Origin of the sequence: Luteibacter anthropi (assembly GCF_023699965.1) — a bacterium.
Classification (GTDB): Bacteria; Pseudomonadota; Gammaproteobacteria; order Xanthomonadales; family Rhodanobacteraceae; genus Luteibacter; species Luteibacter anthropi.
Window position 1 is genome coordinate 568,480 of sequence record NZ_CP077072.1, and the last position, 17,834, is coordinate 586,313.

19 protein-coding genes are annotated in these 17,834 nt (G+C 64.4%); 17 read left to right on the forward strand and 2 right to left on the reverse strand.

From position 1 onward, the window contains the following. Positions 1-121: 121 nt before the first annotated feature. The 12 genes from KR767_RS02600 to ptsP all read left to right on the forward strand — a co-directional run bounded on the left by KR767_RS02600 (position 122) and on the right by ptsP (position 10,180). Complete coding sequence (locus tag KR767_RS02600; protein WP_166952994.1) at positions 122-1,135, forward strand: KpsF/GutQ family sugar-phosphate isomerase; 1,014 nt, start codon at positions 122-124, stop codon at positions 1,133-1,135. A gap of 41 nt (positions 1,136-1,176) precedes the next feature. Then, positions 1,177-1,725, forward strand: coding sequence for a KdsC family phosphatase (locus KR767_RS02605; protein ID WP_166952997.1), 549 nt, complete (start codon positions 1,177-1,179; stop codon positions 1,723-1,725). Then, positions 1,722-2,321 carry an LPS export ABC transporter periplasmic protein LptC gene (lptC, locus tag KR767_RS02610; protein ID WP_250877995.1) on the forward strand — a complete coding sequence of 200 codons (600 nt, stop codon included), beginning with the start codon at positions 1,722-1,724 and terminating at the stop codon, positions 2,319-2,321. Before KR767_RS02605 ends, lptC begins: the two co-directional genes overlap by 4 nt. Positions 2,322-2,343: 22 nt before the next feature. Then, entirely contained in the window at positions 2,344-2,943 is a 600-nt protein-coding gene (gene lptA, locus KR767_RS02615; protein WP_250877996.1) for a lipopolysaccharide transport periplasmic protein LptA, read from the forward strand. A gap of 4 nt (positions 2,944-2,947) precedes the next feature. Beyond that, positions 2,948-3,667, forward strand: coding sequence for an LPS export ABC transporter ATP-binding protein (gene lptB, locus KR767_RS02620; protein ID WP_166953003.1), 720 nt, complete (start codon positions 2,948-2,950; stop codon positions 3,665-3,667). 96 nt (positions 3,668-3,763) lie between these two features. Then, a complete protein-coding gene (locus KR767_RS02625; protein ID WP_166953006.1) occupies positions 3,764-5,248 on the forward strand; it encodes an RNA polymerase factor sigma-54 in 1,485 nt (494 codons plus the stop codon). A gap of 123 nt (positions 5,249-5,371) precedes the next feature. Next, positions 5,372-5,722 (forward strand): ribosome hibernation-promoting factor, HPF/YfiA family, encoded by a 351-nt coding sequence (gene hpf / locus KR767_RS02630; RefSeq protein WP_166953009.1) that lies wholly within the window; start codon positions 5,372-5,374, stop codon positions 5,720-5,722. A gap of 158 nt (positions 5,723-5,880) precedes the next feature. Beyond that, positions 5,881-6,783 (forward strand): HPr(Ser) kinase/phosphatase, encoded by a 903-nt coding sequence (gene hprK / locus KR767_RS02635; RefSeq protein WP_208392727.1) that lies wholly within the window; start codon positions 5,881-5,883, stop codon positions 6,781-6,783. Between the two features lie 20 nt (positions 6,784-6,803). Further along, on the forward strand, positions 6,804-7,685 hold the full coding sequence (gene rapZ, locus KR767_RS02640) for an RNase adapter RapZ (RefSeq protein WP_166953029.1): 882 nt from the start codon (positions 6,804-6,806) through the stop codon (positions 7,683-7,685). 39 nt (positions 7,686-7,724) lie between these two features. Continuing rightward, the gene (locus KR767_RS02645) at positions 7,725-8,117 is read left to right on the forward strand and encodes a PTS sugar transporter subunit IIA (RefSeq protein ID WP_166953015.1); all 393 of its coding nucleotides are present in this window, start codon (positions 7,725-7,727) and stop codon (positions 8,115-8,117) included. After that, complete coding sequence (locus tag KR767_RS02650; RefSeq protein ID WP_166953018.1) at positions 8,110-8,379, forward strand: HPr family phosphocarrier protein; 270 nt, start codon at positions 8,110-8,112, stop codon at positions 8,377-8,379. The genes KR767_RS02645 and KR767_RS02650 overlap by 8 nt, the downstream gene beginning before the upstream one ends. A 31-nt stretch (positions 8,380-8,410) precedes the next feature. Beyond that, positions 8,411-10,180 carry a phosphoenolpyruvate--protein phosphotransferase gene (ptsP, locus tag KR767_RS02655; protein WP_250877997.1) on the forward strand — a complete coding sequence of 590 codons (1,770 nt, stop codon included), beginning with the start codon at positions 8,411-8,413 and terminating at the stop codon, positions 10,178-10,180. Between the two features lie 506 nt (positions 10,181-10,686). On the opposite strand, the gene KR767_RS02660 is transcribed toward ptsP, so the two are convergent. Together KR767_RS02660 and KR767_RS02665 are read right to left on the reverse strand one after the other, a co-directional pair. After that, positions 10,687-10,977: a hypothetical protein gene (locus tag KR767_RS02660; RefSeq protein WP_250877998.1), complete on the reverse strand. Its 291-nt coding sequence runs from the start codon at positions 10,975-10,977 to the stop codon at positions 10,687-10,689. Next, the gene (locus KR767_RS02665; RefSeq protein ID WP_250877999.1) at positions 10,974-11,306 is read right to left on the reverse strand and encodes a hypothetical protein; all 333 of its coding nucleotides are present in this window, start codon (positions 11,304-11,306) and stop codon (positions 10,974-10,976) included. The genes KR767_RS02660 and KR767_RS02665 overlap by 4 nt, the downstream gene beginning before the upstream one ends. Positions 11,307-13,045: 1,739 nt before the next feature. On the opposite strand from KR767_RS02665, the gene KR767_RS02670 reads away from it, so the two are divergent. From KR767_RS02670 to KR767_RS02690, 5 genes are read left to right on the forward strand one after another with little or no spacing between them, the layout of a single operon-like run. Further along, complete coding sequence (locus KR767_RS02670) at positions 13,046-15,604, forward strand: fimbria/pilus outer membrane usher protein (protein WP_250878000.1); 2,559 nt, start codon at positions 13,046-13,048, stop codon at positions 15,602-15,604. After that, positions 15,601-16,140 (forward strand): fimbrial protein, encoded by a 540-nt coding sequence (locus KR767_RS02675; RefSeq protein ID WP_250878001.1) that lies wholly within the window; start codon positions 15,601-15,603, stop codon positions 16,138-16,140. The genes KR767_RS02670 and KR767_RS02675 overlap by 4 nt, the downstream gene beginning before the upstream one ends. Before the next feature lie 27 nt (positions 16,141-16,167). Next, positions 16,168-16,746, forward strand: coding sequence for a fimbrial protein (locus KR767_RS02680; RefSeq protein ID WP_250878002.1), 579 nt, complete (start codon positions 16,168-16,170; stop codon positions 16,744-16,746). A gap of 26 nt (positions 16,747-16,772) precedes the next feature. Continuing rightward, positions 16,773-17,303, forward strand: coding sequence for a fimbrial protein (locus tag KR767_RS02685; protein ID WP_250878003.1), 531 nt, complete (start codon positions 16,773-16,775; stop codon positions 17,301-17,303). Positions 17,304-17,315: 12 nt separating this feature from the next. Further along, positions 17,316-17,834 carry a fimbrial protein gene (locus tag KR767_RS02690; RefSeq protein WP_250878004.1) on the forward strand — a complete coding sequence of 173 codons (519 nt, stop codon included), beginning with the start codon at positions 17,316-17,318 and terminating at the stop codon, positions 17,832-17,834.

Genomic DNA, 17,834 nt, shown 5'->3' on the forward strand with positions numbered 1-17,834 from the left:
GCCTGAATCGCCGGTCGATGGCAGCGACGATAAAATGAGAATATGTAATGGTAATGGAAATCCGGTGTCGCAGAAATGGACATCCCGGGTTCGCCGCCCCGACCCGGACCCCAGAGGCCGCATGAACGCCCGTACCGCTTCGCACGCCGAGCAGCCCCTCGTGAACGCCGACACCGTCGTCCGCAGCGCCCGTACCGTCATCGCGACCGAGGCCGCCGCCATCCGTGCGCTCGAATCGCGGGTGGATGCCGCCTTCGTCACCGCCTGCCAGATGATCCTCAGCTGCAAGGGGCGCGTGGTGGTCTCCGGCATGGGCAAGTCCGGCCATATCGCGCGCAAGATCGCCGCGACCCTGGCATCCACCGGCACGCCGTCGTTCTTCGTGCACCCGGGCGAGGCCAGTCATGGCGACCTGGGCATGATCCAGCCCGACGACATCCTGCTTGCCATCTCCTACTCCGGCGAGACGGACGAACTGCTTTTCATCCTGCCGGCGATCAAGCGCCAGGGCATTCCCCTGATCTCGATCACGGGCAAACCCACGTCCTCGCTGGCGAACCAGGCCGAAGTGAACCTCGATGCCAATGTCGCCTGCGAGGCCTGCCCGCACGGCCTGGCACCCACGGCGAGCACCACGGCCGCACTGGTGATGGGTGACGCCCTCGCCGTGGCCCTGCTGGAAGCCCGTGGCTTCACTTCCGACGATTTCGCGCGCTCCCATCCGGCCGGCAGCCTTGGCCGCCGCCTGCTGCTGCGCATCTCCGACGTGATGCATGCGGGCGAAGACGTGCCCCGCGTCACCCAGGAAGCCACCGTCAGCGAGGCGCTGGTGGAAATGACCCGCAAGCACCTGGGCATGACCGCCGTGGTCGACGCCGAGGACCGCCTGCTGGGCGTGTTCACCGATGGCGATCTTCGCCGCGCCCTCGACGATCACGCCGTGGACCTGCGCGGTGCCACCGTGGCGCAACTGATGAGCCGTGGCCCGAAGACCATCGGCCCCGACAAGCTCGCCGGCGAAGCCGCGCAGCTCATGGAACGCCATGGCATCCACTCCCTGCTGGTCACCGACGACAACCAGCGCGTGGTCGGCGCGTTGAACATCCACGACCTCCTGCGCGCCCGCGTCGTCTGACGCCCTCCCGGCGCCAGCCTCTCGTCCCCATATTGCTGACCATGGCCTATACCCACTATTCCCCGATTCCCGCCGATGTCGCCGAACGCGCCGCCCGAGTGCGCGTGGCTGTGTTCGACGTGGACGGCACGCTCACCGACGGCCGCCTCTGGTACGCCGAGGACGGCCGCGAGACCAAGGTCTTCCACGTGCATGACGGCCTTGGGCTGAAGCGCCTGCAGGAAAACGGCGTGAAGGTCGCCATCATCACGGCGCGGATCAGCCACCCGGTGTCGCTGCGTGCCGAGGAACTGGGCATCCAGCACGTCTACCAGGGCCAGAAAGACAAGCGCGCCTGCCTGATCGAGCTGCTGGACGCCCTTCGCCTCACCCCCGAACAGGCCGCCTTCATCGGCGACGACCTGCCCGACCTGCCGGCCATGGGTATCAGCGGCCTGGCCGTTGCCACCGCCAACGCCCACCCCTGGGTGGCCGAACGCGCCCATTGGCGCACCCGGCTGTCCGGTGGCTATGGCGCCGCCCGCGAGGTGGCCGACATGATCCTCGCCGCCCAGGGCAAGGCCGAAGCCGAGCGGGACCGCTGGCTGTGAGTGTTCTGAACTTCTTCAAGGACCGCAGCACCGCCGGCGTGGTCGGCATGCTCGCGGCCGCCCTCGGTGCCAGCGTCCTGCTCTATTACTGGGTCGCCCCGGCAAAGAAGGTGCAGGATTTCATCGGCCCGCCGCGCTCCGGCTACACCCTCACCAATTTTCACCTCGACTCGTACAACGATGAGGGCAAATACGGCTTCACGCTGGTCGCGCCCCACCTGGAGCGCCGCGAGGACGACGATTCGCTGTACATCAACGCCCCCGATTTCGTGCTGCCCTCCGTAAAGGAGCCAGACAGCCCGCCCTGGAAGGGACACTCGGAATATGGCTGGGTGAACAAGGACGGCACCATCCTGAAGCTGCAGGGCAAGGTCCACATGGACCGCATCGCCTTCGACACGAACCCGCCCGCCAGCATCGATACCTCCGAGGTCACCGCGTGGCCCAAGGAGAACCGCCTGGAAACGGCCGAGGCGGCGCGTATCGTGCAGGGAACCTCTACAATGGACGGCGTCGGCATGCGCGCCAACCTCGATACCAAGCATTTGGAGCTCCTCGATGCAGTCCACACCGTCTACATGCCGCGCAAGCGCTAAGGCCGTCCTCGCGGCGTTCGGCGTGGCGCTCCTGGCGAGCGGCGCCGCCTTTGCCAAGCAGTCCGATCGCCAGCAGCCGATCAACGTCATCTCGACCTCGTTCGACGGCACGCAGCAGCAGCCCACCGACAAGAATCCGGGCCATGTCATCTGGACAGGCAACGTCAAGCTCACCCAGGGCACCCTGACGGTCACCGGCAACAAGGCCACGGGCTATCTGGATGCCGACAACCAGCTCATCCGCGTGGTCGTGGACGGTAACGCCCACATGCAGCAGCAGGACGAACAGAACCTGTGGATGCGCGGCAACGCGAACAACATCGACTACACGCCCGACAACGGCGACGCCAAGAACACCTCCAGCGGCATCGCCGTGCTCACGGGCAAGGCGCACGTCGAGAAGGAAGTCGACCCGGCCGATCGCAAGAAGCTCAACCAGAGCAACGGCGACAAGCTCACCTACAACACCAACACCAGCACGATGACCGGCGAAAGCAACGGCGCCGAACCCGTGCACATGATCTTCCAGCCGAAGCAGCAGCCCGCGCCTGCGCCTGGTGCCGCCCCGGCCAAGCCCGCCACGCCGCCGGCTGCTCCGGCCGCACCCACCAAGAAGCCCTGACACGATGCTTTCAGCCCAAGGCCTGCAGAAGCGCTTCCGTGCGCGCCAGGTGGTCCGCGATTTCGCCTTCTCCATCCGCGAAGGCGAAGTGGTGGGCCTGCTCGGCCCCAACGGCGCCGGCAAGACCACCTGCTTCTACATGGTGGTGGGCCTGATCCAGGCCGACGCCGGCGAGATCAAGCTCGACCAGCAGGACATCACCGGCCTGCCCATGCATTCGCGCGCCAAGCTCGGCATCGGCTACCTCCCGCAGGAAGCCTCGGTGTTCCGCCGCCTGAGCGTGGCGGACAACATCATGGCCGTGCTCGAACTGCGCGAAGGCATGACGCAGAAACAGCGCGAAGACGAACAGGAAAGCCTGCTCGACGAGCTGAAGATCACCCACATCGCCGAACAGAAGGGCATCAGTCTCTCCGGCGGTGAGCGTCGTCGCGTGGAGATTGCCCGCGCACTGGCCGCGCGCCCGCGTTACATGCTGCTCGACGAACCGTTCGCAGGCGTGGACCCCATCTCGGTGGGCGAGATCCAGCGCATCGTGCGTCACCTGAAAGAACGCGGCATCGGCGTGCTCATCACCGATCACAACGTGCGTGAGACCCTCGGCATCTGTGACCGCGCCTACATTCTCAACGACGGCGTCGTGCTATCGCGCGGCACCCCGCAGCACATCCTCGCCGACGAAAAGGTGCGCGAGGTGTACCTGGGACGTGAATTCCGGATCTGATCCTGCACCCTTCCGGCCAGAACACCCCTGTAAGGGTGCTGGCCGGGTGCCACGCAAGGGGTTACGATGGCTTCGGCACCCTGAGCATTGCAAGGCATGAAACCCGGACTTCAGTTTCGCCTCCATCAGCAGCTGACGCTGACCCCGCAGTTGCAACAGGCCATCCGCCTGCTGCAACTGTCGCAGCTTGAGCTCGAGGCCGAACTCCGCCAGATCGCGGAAGGCAACCCCCTGCTCGAGTTCGCCGAAGACGCCGAACCCGAAGCGGAAGCCACCGTCGAGGAAGGTTTCCAGGCCAACGATTTCAGCGTGCGCGACGACACCTCGTCCAAGTCGACGAAAGAAGTCGACTCCGCCGCACCACCTTCCGACGAACACACGCCCGAATGGGGCGACGACGATCGTTTCCATGGTGAAGGCGGCGACTACGCCGGCGCGCCTTCGCGTGCCTCCGGCAGTGGCGACGACGACGGTTTCGAACCGCAGAACGCCGCACCGGAAAGCCTTCAGCAACACCTGGCGTGGCAGCTCAATCTGTCGCAGTTCACACCGCGCGATCACGCGATCGCCACGGCAATCATCCACGCGCTCGACGAAGACGGCTACCTGCGCGACGGTGTGGATGCCGTGCATGCGGCGTTGCCTGCCGAGTTAGGTGCCACCGCACAGGAAATCGAAGCAGTACGCCAGCGCGTGCAGCGTTTCGATCCCACCGGCATCGCCAGCCTCGATCTTCGCGACTGCCTGTTCTGTCAGCTTTCGCAGTTCGCCGACGACACGCCGCATCGCGATCTCGCCATGCGCATCGTCAACGACGAACTGGAACTGCTCGCACGCAACGACATCCCGAAGATCGCGCGCAAGTTCAAGGCGCCAGAAGACGAAGTAGCCGCCGCAGCAGCACTTATCCGCACGCTCGATCCACGCCCCGGTGCGGCGCTGGATGCCACGCCCGTGGAATACGTGGCACCCGATGTCTACGCACGACGCGAGAACGGTCGCTGGCAGGTCAGCCTCAATCCCGACGCGCAACCGCGCCTGGGTCTCAACCAGCATTACTGCGGTCTCATCGCCCGTGCACGCGGCGACGATGCCACATGGATGAAGGGCCAGTTGCAGGAAGCGCGCTGGTTGCTGAAGAGCCTGCAATCACGCGCCGAAACGCTGACCAAGGTGGCCGAAGCCATCGTTCGCCGGCAGAGTGCCTTCCTCGATTACGGCCCGGAAGCCATGCACCCGCTGGTGCTGCGCGAAGTGGCCGAGGAAGTAGGCATGCACGAGTCCACCATCTCGCGCGTCACCACGCGCAAGTACATGCACACACCGCGTGGCACGTTCGAACTGAAACACTTCTTCTCCAGCGGCGTGGCCACGGAGGATGGCGGCAGCGCGTCCGCCACGGCCATCCAGGCGATGCTGCGCAAACTCATCGGTGGGGAGGACCCACGCAAACCGTTGTCCGACCAGGCGCTCGCCGAAGAGCTTCACGGTCGCGGTATCCAGGTGGCCCGGCGTACGGTCGCCAAATACCGTGAAGCACTTCGCATACCCAGTTCAAGCGAACGCGTGCGCGCGGGTTGAACCGGCACGGGGAACCCCAACAGAGGTAATACGGTCTACCGAAAAGATGCATTCCGGGAATGACACACCGTCATTCCGATCTCGCCGCCGGCGAGGCGGCAACCTCAGCAAGAAGGAGGCGTCATGCAAATCCAGATCAGCGGCCAGCACATCCAGGTCACCCCCGCCCTCCGCGAACGCGTGGAGCAGCAAATCGGCCGCTTCGAACGCCTTTTCGACAACATCACCGGGTTAGACGTGGTGCTCTCCGTGGACAAGGCCGAGCACAAGGCCGGGGGCACCCTGCACTGCTCGGGAACCCGCCTGCACGCCGAGGGCCATGCCCGCCTCCAGGACGGCACCATCAGCGACCGCATGTATGCCGCCATCGACGAGATGGTGACCAAGCTCGCCGATCAGCTGAAAAAGCACAAGGAAAAGCTCAAGGACCACCATAACGCCGAGGGTCGGGAGGCCCGCGCGGCGGTGGAATGAGCCCAGACAGGTCCCCCCGGGCACCCCGGGCGGACCCGCACCACGCTTGATGGCACAATAGGCAGGCCGGCGCCCATGCGCCGGCTTCGTCTTCCTGATGGAACCTCAGCGTGGAACGGCTCACCGCCAGACAACTCTTCGACGGAGTACACGAGCGCATGGCGCTGCGCTGGGCCGCCGGCATGCGCGGCGAATCGCGCGTCCTGGAGCCCAACGCCAAGCAGAGCCGGCGCCCGTCGCTGGTCGGCTACCTGAACGTGATCTACCCCAACAAGGTGCAGATCATCGGTACCGAGGAGCTCAACTTCCTCGACGGTCTGGATTCCCGCCAGCGCTGGGAAGCCATCCACAAGATCGCCGCCTACCAGCCCGCCGCGCTCATCGTCACCAAGGACCAGTCCGTCCCAGCCGACCTGCGCGAGGTAGCCGAGGAAACCGACACCCCGCTGTGGCAGAGTACCAAGCGCGGCCATGAGCTGCTGACTTACCTGCAATACCACCTGGCCCGCACGCTCGCCCCCCGCATCACGCTGCACGGCGTGTTCCTTGAGGTGTTCTCCATCGGCGTGCTGATTACCGGCGAACCAGGCTCGGGCAAGAGCGAACTGGCGCTGGAACTGATCAGCCGTGGCCATCGCCTGGTGGCCGACGATGCCACCGAATTCACCCTGATCGCCCCGGACGTCATCGACGGCGCCTGTCCCGAACTGCTCCAGGACCTCCTGGAAGTGCGCGGCCTGGGCGTGCTGAACATCCGCGAGATGTTCGGCCACACGGCGGTCAAACCGTCCAAGTACCTTCGCCTGGTCATCCACCTGAAGCCGCTGCGCGACGGCGAGGAAACCGATGCCATGACCCGTCTCACCGGCGACGTCAGCCGGCGCAACGTGCTGGACGTGGACGTACCCAAGATCACCATCCCCGTCGCCCCCGGCCGCAACCTCGCGGTGCTGGTGGAGGCCGCCGTGCGCAATCACGTGCTCAAGAGCAAGGGCATCGACCCGGCGCAGACCTTCATCGACCGTCAGGCGCACCAGATGCGCCGATTCTCCCCGTGGTGACCGACGTGAGCGAGTCCGTGATGCAGCCCATCGTCGAGCCCGACGCCATCCACCTGGTGGTGCTCACCGGCATGTCCGGCGGCGGCAAGACCGTGGCCCTGCGCGCGCTGGAAGACCTGGAGTTCTACTGCGTCGACAACATGCCGGCCGAGCTGATTCCCCAGCTCGTGGCCGCCGTGAGCCAGGGCGAGCATGGGCCGCGCCGTCGCATCGCCGTGGGCGTGGACGTGCGCAACCGCCGCAGCGACCTCCAGCGCATGCCTCACGTGCTGTCGGAGCTGTCATCCATCGGCGTGCACGTGCACCTGATCTTCCTCGACAGCCGCGACGATGTGCTCATCAAGCGCTACTCGGAAACCCGGCGCCGCCACCCGCTGGCCGCCGAACGGCTGTCCCTGGCCGATTCCATCGCCGAGGAACGCCGCCTGCTGCGCCCGCTGGTGTCCATTGCCGAGAAGGTGATCGACTCCAGCGACCTCAACGTGCACCAGCTGCGCCGCCTGTTCGCCACGGGCTATGCGGCCGCCAGCGACGGCACCACGATCCTGTTCGAATCCTTCGCCTACCGGCGCGGCCTGCCGCTGGACGCCGATTTCGTCTTCGACGCCCGCTGCCTGCCCAACCCGCACTGGGACCCGCGCCTGCGGCCGTTCTCGGGCAAGGACCTGCCCGTGCGTGAATTCCTCGACGCCAATCCGCTGGTGGACGAGTACTATGTCGATGTCGCCCGGTGGCTCGATACATGGCTGCCGCGCTTCGAAGGAGACGACCGCAGCTACGTCACCGTGTCCATCGGGTGTACGGGCGGTCGCCACCGGTCGGTCTACCTGGTAGAGCGGCTGGCCCGGCATTTCCGTTCCGAACGCGGCAACGTACTGACTTTCCATCGCGAGCTAGAGTGACACCATGACCCATCCCCAGTTACAGCGAGCATCCGGGCGATGAGCGTCGGCGTCCTCCTCATGACCCATGAAGCGGTCGGCAAGGCGCTGATCTCGGCCGCCCACCACGTCATGCCCAAACTGCCTCTCACGGTCGATGCCGTCGAGGTGCCGCCCAGTGCCGATCCCGACGTGATGCGTGGCCTTACGGCCAAGCACGCCCGCGATCTGGACACGGGCGAAGGTGTGCTGGTGCTGGCCGACCTCTATGGCGCCACGCCCTGCAACATCGGCCTTTCCCTTGGCGAACTGGGGGTTCGCCTGCGCTGCGTGTCCGGGCTCAACCTGCCCATGCTGCTGCGCGTACTCAACTATTCGGAAAAATCGCTACCCGAACTGGCCGAGATCGCGGCCACCGGTGGTCGCGGGGGGATCTTCATCGATCATGCTTGAACAGGACATCACCGTATCCAACCGCCTGGGGCTGCATGCCCGGGCGTCCGCCAAGCTTGTCCAGCTCGTCTCCAGCTTCAAATCGACGGTGCACCTCATCAGCAAGGGACGCGAAGTCAACGCGCAGAGCATCATGGGCGTCATGATGCTGGCGGCGGGCCTCGGCACGCCGCTGACCATCCGGGCGGAAGGCCCGGATGCCGAAGCCGCCCTCGCTGCCGTGGTAAAGCTGTTCAACGACAAGTTCGACGAAGGCCAGTAACCATGCGACACGACATTTTCGAGAGGCCTGCATGAGACATGTGCTGACCGGTACGCAAGCCGCACGAGGCATGGCCCTCGGACGGGCGCGTCTGGTCCAGCCGAGCATCTTCGCGGTAGACACCCGGATGCTCGACGAGGCCGAAGTCGGCCCCGAAATCGAAAGGCTGCACAAGGCCCTCGATACCGCCCGCACCGAGCTGCACGAACTGCGCGGCAAGCTGCACGGCGCCCTCGCCCGCGAAGTGGGCGACTTCATCGACGCGCACAGCCTGCTGCTCGATGACGAGGAACTGCTTCGCGGCCTCGACGAACTGGTTTCCGTTGGCCATTACACCGCCAGCGCGGCCCTGAAGATGCAGCGCGATCGCCTCGCCGCCGTCTTCGACGCCATGAACGACCCCTACCTGAAGAGCCGCGGCGAAGACATCGACCAGGTCATCGGACGGGTCATGACGGCCCTGCAACAGCAGTCCAGTCGCGAAGAGCGCAAGATCGCCTCGCGCGTGGGCGAAATCGTGGTGAGCGATACGGTGGCACCCGCCGATCTTGCCAGCATGGCCGGACAGGGGCTGCTGGGCGTCATCGGCAGTGCCGGCAGCGTGTATTCGCACAGTGCGATTCTTGCGCGCAGCTTCAACCTGCCCATGCTGGTAGGCACGAAGGATGCCCTGGCCACGATCAACGACGACGACCTCGTGCTGATCGACGCCGAGAACGGCGAAGTCATCGTGCACCCCACGGCGCAGGATCTCACCCGTTACCGCCAGTGGCAGCGCCAGGCGGCGGCCGAAGGGCGGCGTCTCGCTGCGCTCGCCTCCGCGCCGACGCTTACCCGCGACGGTGCCCATATCCGTCTTTATGCCAACGCGGAAATGAGTAGCGATATTACGCTCGCCCGTGCGCGTGGCGCTGATGGCGTGGGCCTGTACCGTTCCGAATTCCTGTTCCTTCGCCAGCGCGGCCTGCCTTCCGAGGAAGAACAGTTCGTCGCCTATCGCGATCTCGTACTCGGCATGGGCGGCCAGCCGGTCACCATCCGCACGCTCGACCTCGGCGCCGACAAGGCCGATGCCGCGGGCCTCGCCATTCGTGGCGAAGACAACCCGGCACTGGGCGTGCGAGGCATCCGCCTGTCGCTGCGTTACGCGGATATCTTCAGCGTGCAGCTGCGTGCCATCCTGCGTGCAGCCTGTTATGGACCGGTGCGCGTGCTGATTCCCATGGTCACGCACGTGGGCGAACTGATCTCGGTACGCACCCTCATCAAGAAGGCGCGCGCCGAACTCGCCGAGCAAGGCCAGGAACTGCCCGAGCGCCTGGACATCGGTGCCATGATCGAAGTGCCCGCCGCCGCCATCGGCATCGGCCCCATCCTCGAAAAGGCCGACTTCCTCGCCATCGGCACGAACGACCTCGCGCAGTACGTGCTCGCTGCTGATCGCAACAACGACGCGCTTGAAGGCATCTACGACCCATTGCAGCCCGCGTTCCTGCGCCTCATCGCGCATGTGATCGCGGCCGGCCGTCGCGCAAAGAAGCCCGTCAGCCTCTGCGGCGAAATCGCAGGCGACACGCAATTCACCGCCCTGCTCCTGGCCATGGGCCTGGAAGAATTCAGCATGCACCCGGGCCAGCTGCTCCAGGTACGCGACCGCCTCGCGTCCCTCGACTGCCAGTCCCTGCGCCGCGCGGCCCCTGCACTATTTCGCTCGCACACTCGCGACGACGTGGAAGCCCGCCTGCTGGAAGTCATCCAACGCCAGACCGAATGCCCCACCCAACAAGCCATCCCCCTGTAGGAGCGCGCCTCGCGCGCGACCGGTTGGAATGGTGTCGCTCCGTAGTAAAGCGGTCCTTGTGGTGCGTCGCTTCGTAGGGAGGGCTCGCCTTCCGGCCTCGCACTCGGCGCGTGAGCGTGGCGGCGAACGAGGCGACGGGTGCGGCCCTTGGCGCTCCGGCCTGCGGTGTCCCTCGGGAAAGGAGGAGCCGCTGCGCGGCTCAGTGTCTTATGGCTTCGCCCCTTCGGGCCCGGGGAGCGGGCGGGGTTTCCTGACTCGGCCTCCGTGCCTCGGCAGGAAAGGCCGGCCATCCTGGCCGGCCCCGCTACGCGGCCTTTTCCGCCCACTCCCCTCACCTCCATCAAGTCGCGCCAAGGGCCGCCCCCGCCGCCTCTACCGATCTCACGGTGATCTTGTAGGAGCGCGCCTGCGCGCGACCGGTTGTCGCGAAAATTTTCATCATTTGCGATACCTCGGTCGCGCGCAAGGCGCGCTCCTACAGGGATACGGTGTCGTCAGGCGCATCGCTACCGCGACATCCCCCAAAGCCAGACCGCCCCCAGTGACGCACCCACTAACCCCGCACTCGCCGCTTCAAACACCATCCCCGGCCATACCTCCCGCGGCAGCAAACACCCATGCGCCGCCATATCCCCCACGGCAAACGACCCGGCGATAAACGCCACAAACGACAACACCGAAAATATCCGCGCCCCCGTCGCCAGCGAACACCTCTGGCCATAACTGCTCATGTAGACAAGCAGGTTCACCACCAGCAACACCAGCGCCACACCCACTTCCCACAGCCCCACGATCATTTCGCCCCTCCTAAGGCACGCACCTCGTCCCACATACGCCGCACGTTCGCCTGCCTGGTGCATTGCAGGCCCATGCGATACAGCACGTTGACGCCGGACATCGCCCTGGCGACGCACCGCTGATTCGGCAACTCGGTTTCCGCCATGTATTCGGTCAGCACCGACTGCATCGCCTCGGCATACGCCTGCCACGCGGTCGCGTCATTCATCAACGTATCCATGCTGGCCTCGACATTCAGGCCAAAGCTCCCCTCGCCGAGGACGCCTTCGTCTTTCGGATCACTCATCTCGTTGGTTTTCCCTAAAGCGCCGCCTTCCGAGCGGGGCACGCCAAGGGCCGTGCCCCTCATCGACTCGGGCGACGAGATCTCACGAGTCCCGCGTTTTGTCCGGTTTTCTCACGAGCAGGGCGCTACGCGCCGGGTAGGACGGCAGCGCCAGAAACAGTGAGGAATCAGGACGAACGCGGGCGTTAGCCGCGTCCTGACGAGCGTTTAGGACGTCCCTGGACCGTCCGGGACAGACGGTGGGTGTGAGAATGCCTTAAGATTTGGCACAGCCATAATCAACTCCTAAGCGGTTGGTTTGGTCAGCGGGCGGAGGTGTTGACGCACCTCCGTTCCGCGTCTTTCTCGATACGTCGAGCGATGGTTGTCTGCCGAGCCATCAACGAACGAGCAGACAACGCGCACACCGTAGCAAATTGCGGATGCGTTTGGGTATGGAAATATTCTCAAAAATCACCCCCGTCGTTCCTGCGCACGCAGGAACCCAGCGCCTCGGTTTGCCAGTAAGCGCGATGACGTTGCATCGGCTTTGGCGCCGATCGTTTCGATATCCATCCAGCGCCACGCAATCCCTGTAGGAGCGCGCCTTGCGCGCGACCGGATGCATCGAAACGATGAAGATGTTCGCGACAACCGGTCGCGCGCAGGCGCGCTCCTACACGACAGTAGTTACGCCAGGTTAGCCGTGAGGAGGCGCCGGTCGCATCGGCGATCCATCGTGCGACACCGCATCCCTGTAGGAGCGTGCTTGCGCGCGACCGGTGGTATCGAAACGATGATGGTGTTCGCGATAACCGGTCGCGCGCAGGCGCGCTCCTACACGACAGTAGTTACGCCAGGTTAGTCGTGAGGTGGCACCGGTCGCATCGGCGATCCATCTTGCGACACCGCATCCCTGTAAGAGCGTGCTTGCGCGCGACCGGTGATATCGAAACGATGATGGTGTTCGCGACAACCGGTCGCGCGCAGGCGCGCTCCTGCACGGCAGTAGCTACATCAGGTTAGTCGTGAGGTGGTGCCGGTCGCATCGGCGATCCATCGTGCGACACCGCATCCCTGTAGGAGCGTGCTTGCGCGCGACCGGTGGAATCGAAACGATGATGGTGTTCGCGATAACCGGTCGCGCGCAGGCGCGCTCCTACAACAAGCTGCCGCGACGTGTGGAGAGGCGGCGGGGGCGGCCCTTGGCGCGACTTGATGGAGGTGAGGGGAGCGGGCGGAAAAGGCCCGAAGGGGGCCGGCCAGGAAGGCCGGCCTTTTTCGCCGAGGCAGGAGCCGAGTCGAAAAACCCCGCCCGCTCCCCGGGCCCGAAGGGGCGAAGCCATAAGACACTGAGCCGCGCAGCGGCTCCTCCTTTCCCGAGGGACACCGCAGGCCGAAGCGCCAAGGGCCGCACCCGTCGCCTCGTTCGCCGCCACGCTCACGCGCCGAGCGCGAGGCCGACAGGCGAGCCCTCCCTACGAAGCGAACCCCACACAACTGCGCAACAACAAACCCCAATCACATGCAACAAAACCATTCAATGAGAAAAACGACCAACACACGACAGTGTGTCGCACATCACAAACTTGCCGAATAGCCACTAGTTTTTAGGACAAGTCCTAATAGTCAGATAAATCCCCTACCCCTAATCTTTTCCTCAAGCCGGCCCAGTCCGGCGACGTGGCAAGCCTTCGCTTGCCCGGGGAGGATCACCGCCATCACTGCATCTACGTCGCGCATTCATCGATGCGCAACGCGATGGCGTGCAACACAGACCAATGGAACGACGAGTGCGCGACATGCCTGTGACAAACGGGGCAAGGGACTGCTGCGGCCAAAAACCGTTCAGGCCGGTCCATTACAACGCTCTTACCCTGGCCATCGCCGCTGCCCTGCTGTCGGCTGCCAACCCTGTATGCGCAGCAGACGCTTCGGCAGCGCCGGGTGGAAGCGCCATTACGTTCAACAGTGCTTTCCTCATGGATGGCGACGAAGTGGATCTCTCACGGTATGCCGCCGGCAATCCTGTAGAGGCCGGGCCGAAGCAGTTGGATCTTGTCGTCAACGGCGTTGTGCTGGATCGGCGGGAGATCGTTTTCGTATCCACCGATGTTCCCGATCATGCAGCGCCCTGCCTCACGATCAACCTGCTCACCGTCGCAGGTGTCCGTGCGGACGTACTGGCGAACGCGCCCTCTGGTGAGGCCGCTTGCATCGACCTCAAGGCGCTCGTTCCGGATGCAACTGCCACCTACGACAGTCATGCACTTCGCCTCAGCCTCAGCCTTCCCCAGGCTGTGATGGCCAATGATCCGCGGGGCTATGTCGATCCTGTGCTCTGGAACTACGGCGAGACAGCGTCGTTTCTCGATTACACGCTGAATGCCCAACGGACACGCGGGAATACCAATGCCTATGCGAGCCTCATGGGCGGACTGAATCTCGGTGCCTGGCGGCTTCGTCATCGCGGATCGCTCCAGTACAGCACGCGCACCGACACGCATTACCAGTCGTTCACCAATTCACTGGAGCGTGATATTCCGGGCTGGCGAAGCCAGCTTCTGGTGGGACAGAGCTATACCAGTGGCCTGTTGTTTGATGGCGTGGGGTTCGTCGGCGCCCAGGTGGTCAGCGATGACCGCATGCTTCCCGATGCGCTGCGCGGCTATGCGCCCGTGGTTCGTGGCATGGCAACGACCGAGGCGCGTGTCACCATCCGCCAGAATGGCTATGTCCTCTATGAGGTAACCGTCGCTCCTGGCCCCTTCGAGATCAACGACCTCTACCCGACCAGCTATGGCGGCGACCTTGAGGTCACCGTTCACGAGGCCGATGGGCGCGAGCAGCGCTTCACCGTGAACTTTGCTGCCGTTCCCCAGGCACTGCGCGAAGGCGTGTCCCGTTTCAGTGTCACTGCTGGTCGCTTGCGCATGACGCAGTCCCGTGATGGCGACAAGCCCTTGTTCACCGAAGGAATCTGGGCGCATGGCATGAACAATTACCTGACCCTTATCGGCGGCGCGCAGCTCAGCAACGACTACCGCGCGGTACTGGCCGGTAGCGCCATCAATACGCGATGGGGTGCGTTCGGCGCCGACATGACCGTGGCGCGCGCAACCTTGCAACGCCGCCGAAGCCATAACGGCAGCAGCTTCCGCCTTAATTACCAGCGCAACTTCGCCGATGCGGGCACCAACTTCGGACTGGCGGCGTATCGCTACAGTACGGAAGGTTTTTACACGCTGGCGGAAACCACGCAGTCACGTGGCGGGGAAGATGTGGGCTATACGCTATCGCGTGCGAAACGGCGGTTTCAGTTCAACCTTTCGCAACGTATTGGCGACAGGTCATCGCTTTATGTCAGTGGCGGTCATGTCCGCTACTGGTCGAGCCGTGGCACGCAGACCGATTATCAGATCGGCTTCCAGAGCGCCGTTCGCACAGCGAGCTACAGCATCTCGGCAATGCGGACGCGGGATATCGTCGGCCGTAACGACAACAGCATCCAGTTCACCCTGAGCATGCCGCTGGGCGGAAGCAGCCGCGCACCCAGCCTCAGCACATCGTTGCAGCGCAGCCGCCGCGATACGAGTGCGCAGGCTTCGATCAACGGCACCGCCGGGGATCGCGGCAACCTGGGCTACAACATCGGTGCCTCGCAGACACGCGGCGACTCCGCTTCGTACTACGCCAGTGCGTCGTACACCAGCGCGCTGGCCCAGTGGAGCGCCATGATGGCCCGCTCGCAGGACGCCACTACGACGGCGATCGGTGCGTCCGGTGCCATCGTTGCCCACGGCGGCGGCATCAATCTCAGCCCGACCATCAGCGATGGCTTCGTGCTCGTGGAAGCCCGTGGCGCACGGGGTGCCTACGTGGGCCAGGGCGAGACCCGCGTTGCCCGGAACGGCTTCGCGGTCGTGCCGCAGGTTACGCCTTATCGCTGGAACAGCGTCAGCATCGATCCCCAGGGACTCTCGCACGACGTGGAGCTGTTGCAGACGAGCCAGCGGGTGGTTCCCACGGCCGGCGCGATGGTGAAGCTCACCTTTGCCACGAAGATCGATACCACCGTCTATATCCATGCCAGGGCACCGGATGGTCCCCTCGACATTCCCTTCGGTAGCGATGTACGCAACGAAGCCGGCGAACGGGTGGGCACGGTGGGCCAGGGCGGCATGATTCGCGTGCAGGGCGATCACAAGACGTTGGTGGTCGGTCAGGCCGATACCGAGCAGTGTCGCCTCGACTATGCCGTGCCGGAAACGTCCGACACCAGCGGCCTGCGCATGACAGAGGCTATCTGTCATCCCGGTCGCATCGAAAGGCCACCGGTACAGGCGGAGGCTTCCCTGTGAAGATCAAGATCACATCAGGTATCGCCGTTGCGGTGCTTCTTCAGACACTGTTCGTGGGTACTACAAGGGCAGACAGCCAGGTCAGCATCAGCGGCAAGGTGAGCCCCGGCACCTGCGAAGTCACCCGCCCCATCGTGGCATGGGATCCGATGTCCGCGGCCGACATCCGCGCACACGGCCGCATATCCCGCAGTACGAAGTTCTTCGATCTGGGTTTCAGTGGATGTGCTGGCGTGTCGTCGGCATCCATCACCTTCGGCTCCGTCAGTGACCGTGACCCCATCGAGAAGGACACGTTCCGTAACACCGCCGGCACGCCGGCACCGCACCTGTCGATCTGGATACAACGCACGGACACGTCGGGCAACTGTCCCGCGCATTACTCGACCTTTGTGCCCGGATCACCCTTCACATGGGCCATCGGCAGCGCAGACCAGGTCATGAAGCTATGCGCCACCTACTGGAACACCGGAAGCAACAACGTTACCGCTGGCGATGTCAGCGCAACCATCGCCGTCAGTGTTGCTTATCACTGATCCCCTCCCCCTGAACGAGGCATCCACATGAGGCGTCCCACAACTCATTCTCCTGCCAATGTCCATCGACGACTCCGGCGTATCTCCGTGATCGCGATGGTGATGTTCTGCGCGCTATGTCTTCCTGTCCCGGGTCTTGCGGACAGCCAGATCAACCTCAACGGAAAGATCACGGCTGGCACCTGCGTGGTCAATCACCCCGCCGTGATCTGGGATGAAATTTCAGCCGGCGACATCAAGGCGCATGGACGAGTGGCCGAGAGTGCCAGACTGTTCGATATCGAACTGAGCGGCTGCGCCGGCGTAGCCTCGGCAAAATTCACGTTCGGTTCGGCGTCGGACAACGATCCGGGGCAGACGGACACATTCCGCAACACCGCTACCTCACCGGCACCTCACCTGACGATCTGGTTGCAGCGTGCCAATGCCGCGGGCGCCTGCCCTACCAGTGGCTCGGTGCAGGCACCTGGCTCTACCCACTCCATGCTCATCACCGGACCCGACCAGACCCTGCCGATGTGCGCTACGTACTGGAACAAGGGCAACGACGATGTCACTGCCGGTGACGTCAGCGCCACGATCACCGTCGGCGTCACCTACAACTGAAATCCTTCCACGACCGAGACCGTTTCATGACGAAACATGCCCTGCTCACGATGACCGCCCTCGGCATCACCTTGCTCACCGCTCTGCCCACACAGGCCCAGAATGCAGCCACCATCACGCTCACGGGACGCGTGAAGGCCGGCACCTGCACACCAAGCAACCCAACGATAACGCTGCCAGAGATGTCGGCGAAAGACATGCTCACCAACGGACGCATAGCCGCCAGCAATACACCGCTGACACTCCAGCTCACAGGCTGCGCGGGCGTCACGCGCGCCGACCTTACGTTTGGCACCACGGCGGATCGCGATACCGACACCACCACTGTCTTCAAGAACAAGGCCACGGCCGCCGCACCGCATACGGCCATCTGGCTGGGGCACACGTCGTGTACCGTCACCGGCAATGACATCACGCCGGGAGCGACACGCGCCGTCACCGTGTCAAGTGCCAGCCAGTCGGTTCCGCTGTGTGCGGCTTACTTCAAGAAAAGCACCGGGTCGATCACCGCTGGCGACATCAGCACGACGTTCAACGTCAGCATCACCTACTTCTGACGGGTCGCCGCCATGCCGCATTTCCCCTGCCCGCTCATCCTGACCATGGCCTTGCTGATGCCATGGCCAGCGCTGGCCGATGGCTCGCTGACGTTCCAGGGCAAGGTGCGGGCAGGTACCTGCGATGTCCATGTCGACGACGCCGCGAAATCCGTGACGATGCCGTCGCTTCGCGCCGACGAGCTCACCTCGTTGAACGATGCCCCCGTACCGTCGAGCGAAACACCGTTCGAACTTCGTCTGGTGAATTGCCGTGGCGTGCGCAATGCGTACCTGCAGTTCTCCGGTACGACGACGGGACCGGCAGCCGCGCAGTATGCAAACACCGGTGATGCAAAAGGCGTCGCCTTGCATCTCATCGACGCGACGCGGCGCGATGTCCTCTCCGCGTCGGGTTTTCGCGTCAGCCTTCCGATTGCCGGCAGTGCCGTGACGTACGCCGCACTGGCGTACTACTTCCGCCTCGGCGTGGAGCAGGTACGCCAGGGCAGTGTCTCCAGTGCCGCCACGGTCATCGTTTCCTACGACTGA

Excerpts from the sequence above, each read along its gene's own strand:
- KR767_RS02680 (WP_250878002.1), top strand. The coding sequence starts at position 16,168 with ATGAGGCGTCCCACAACTCATTCTCCTGCCAATGTCCATCGACGACTC.
- KR767_RS02600 (WP_166952994.1), top strand. The coding sequence starts at position 122 with ATGAACGCCCGTACCGCTTCGCACGCCGAGCAGCCCCTCGTGAACGCC.
- hpf (WP_166953009.1), top strand. The coding sequence starts at position 5,372 with ATGCAAATCCAGATCAGCGGCCAGCACATCCAGGTCACCCCCGCCCTC.
- KR767_RS02690 (WP_250878004.1), top strand. The coding sequence starts at position 17,316 with ATGCCGCATTTCCCCTGCCCGCTCATCCTGACCATGGCCTTGCTGATG.
- KR767_RS02625 (WP_166953006.1), top strand. The coding sequence starts at position 3,764 with ATGAAACCCGGACTTCAGTTTCGCCTCCATCAGCAGCTGACGCTGACC.
- KR767_RS02605 (WP_166952997.1), top strand. The coding sequence starts at position 1,177 with ATGGCCTATACCCACTATTCCCCGATTCCCGCCGATGTCGCCGAACGC.
- rapZ (WP_166953029.1), top strand. The coding sequence starts at position 6,804 with ATGCAGCCCATCGTCGAGCCCGACGCCATCCACCTGGTGGTGCTCACC.
- KR767_RS02645 (WP_166953015.1), top strand. The coding sequence starts at position 7,725 with ATGAGCGTCGGCGTCCTCCTCATGACCCATGAAGCGGTCGGCAAGGCG.
- lptB (WP_166953003.1), top strand. The coding sequence starts at position 2,948 with ATGCTTTCAGCCCAAGGCCTGCAGAAGCGCTTCCGTGCGCGCCAGGTG.
- KR767_RS02670 (WP_250878000.1), top strand. The coding sequence starts at position 13,046 with ATGCCTGTGACAAACGGGGCAAGGGACTGCTGCGGCCAAAAACCGTTC.
- KR767_RS02685 (WP_250878003.1), top strand. The coding sequence starts at position 16,773 with ATGACGAAACATGCCCTGCTCACGATGACCGCCCTCGGCATCACCTTG.
- hprK (WP_208392727.1), top strand. The coding sequence starts at position 5,881 with ATGGCGCTGCGCTGGGCCGCCGGCATGCGCGGCGAATCGCGCGTCCTG.
- ptsP (WP_250877997.1), top strand. The coding sequence starts at position 8,411 with ATGAGACATGTGCTGACCGGTACGCAAGCCGCACGAGGCATGGCCCTC.
- KR767_RS02660 (WP_250877998.1), bottom strand. The coding sequence starts at position 10,977 with ATGATCGTGGGGCTGTGGGAAGTGGGTGTGGCGCTGGTGTTGCTGGTG.
- KR767_RS02650 (WP_166953018.1), top strand. The coding sequence starts at position 8,110 with ATGCTTGAACAGGACATCACCGTATCCAACCGCCTGGGGCTGCATGCC.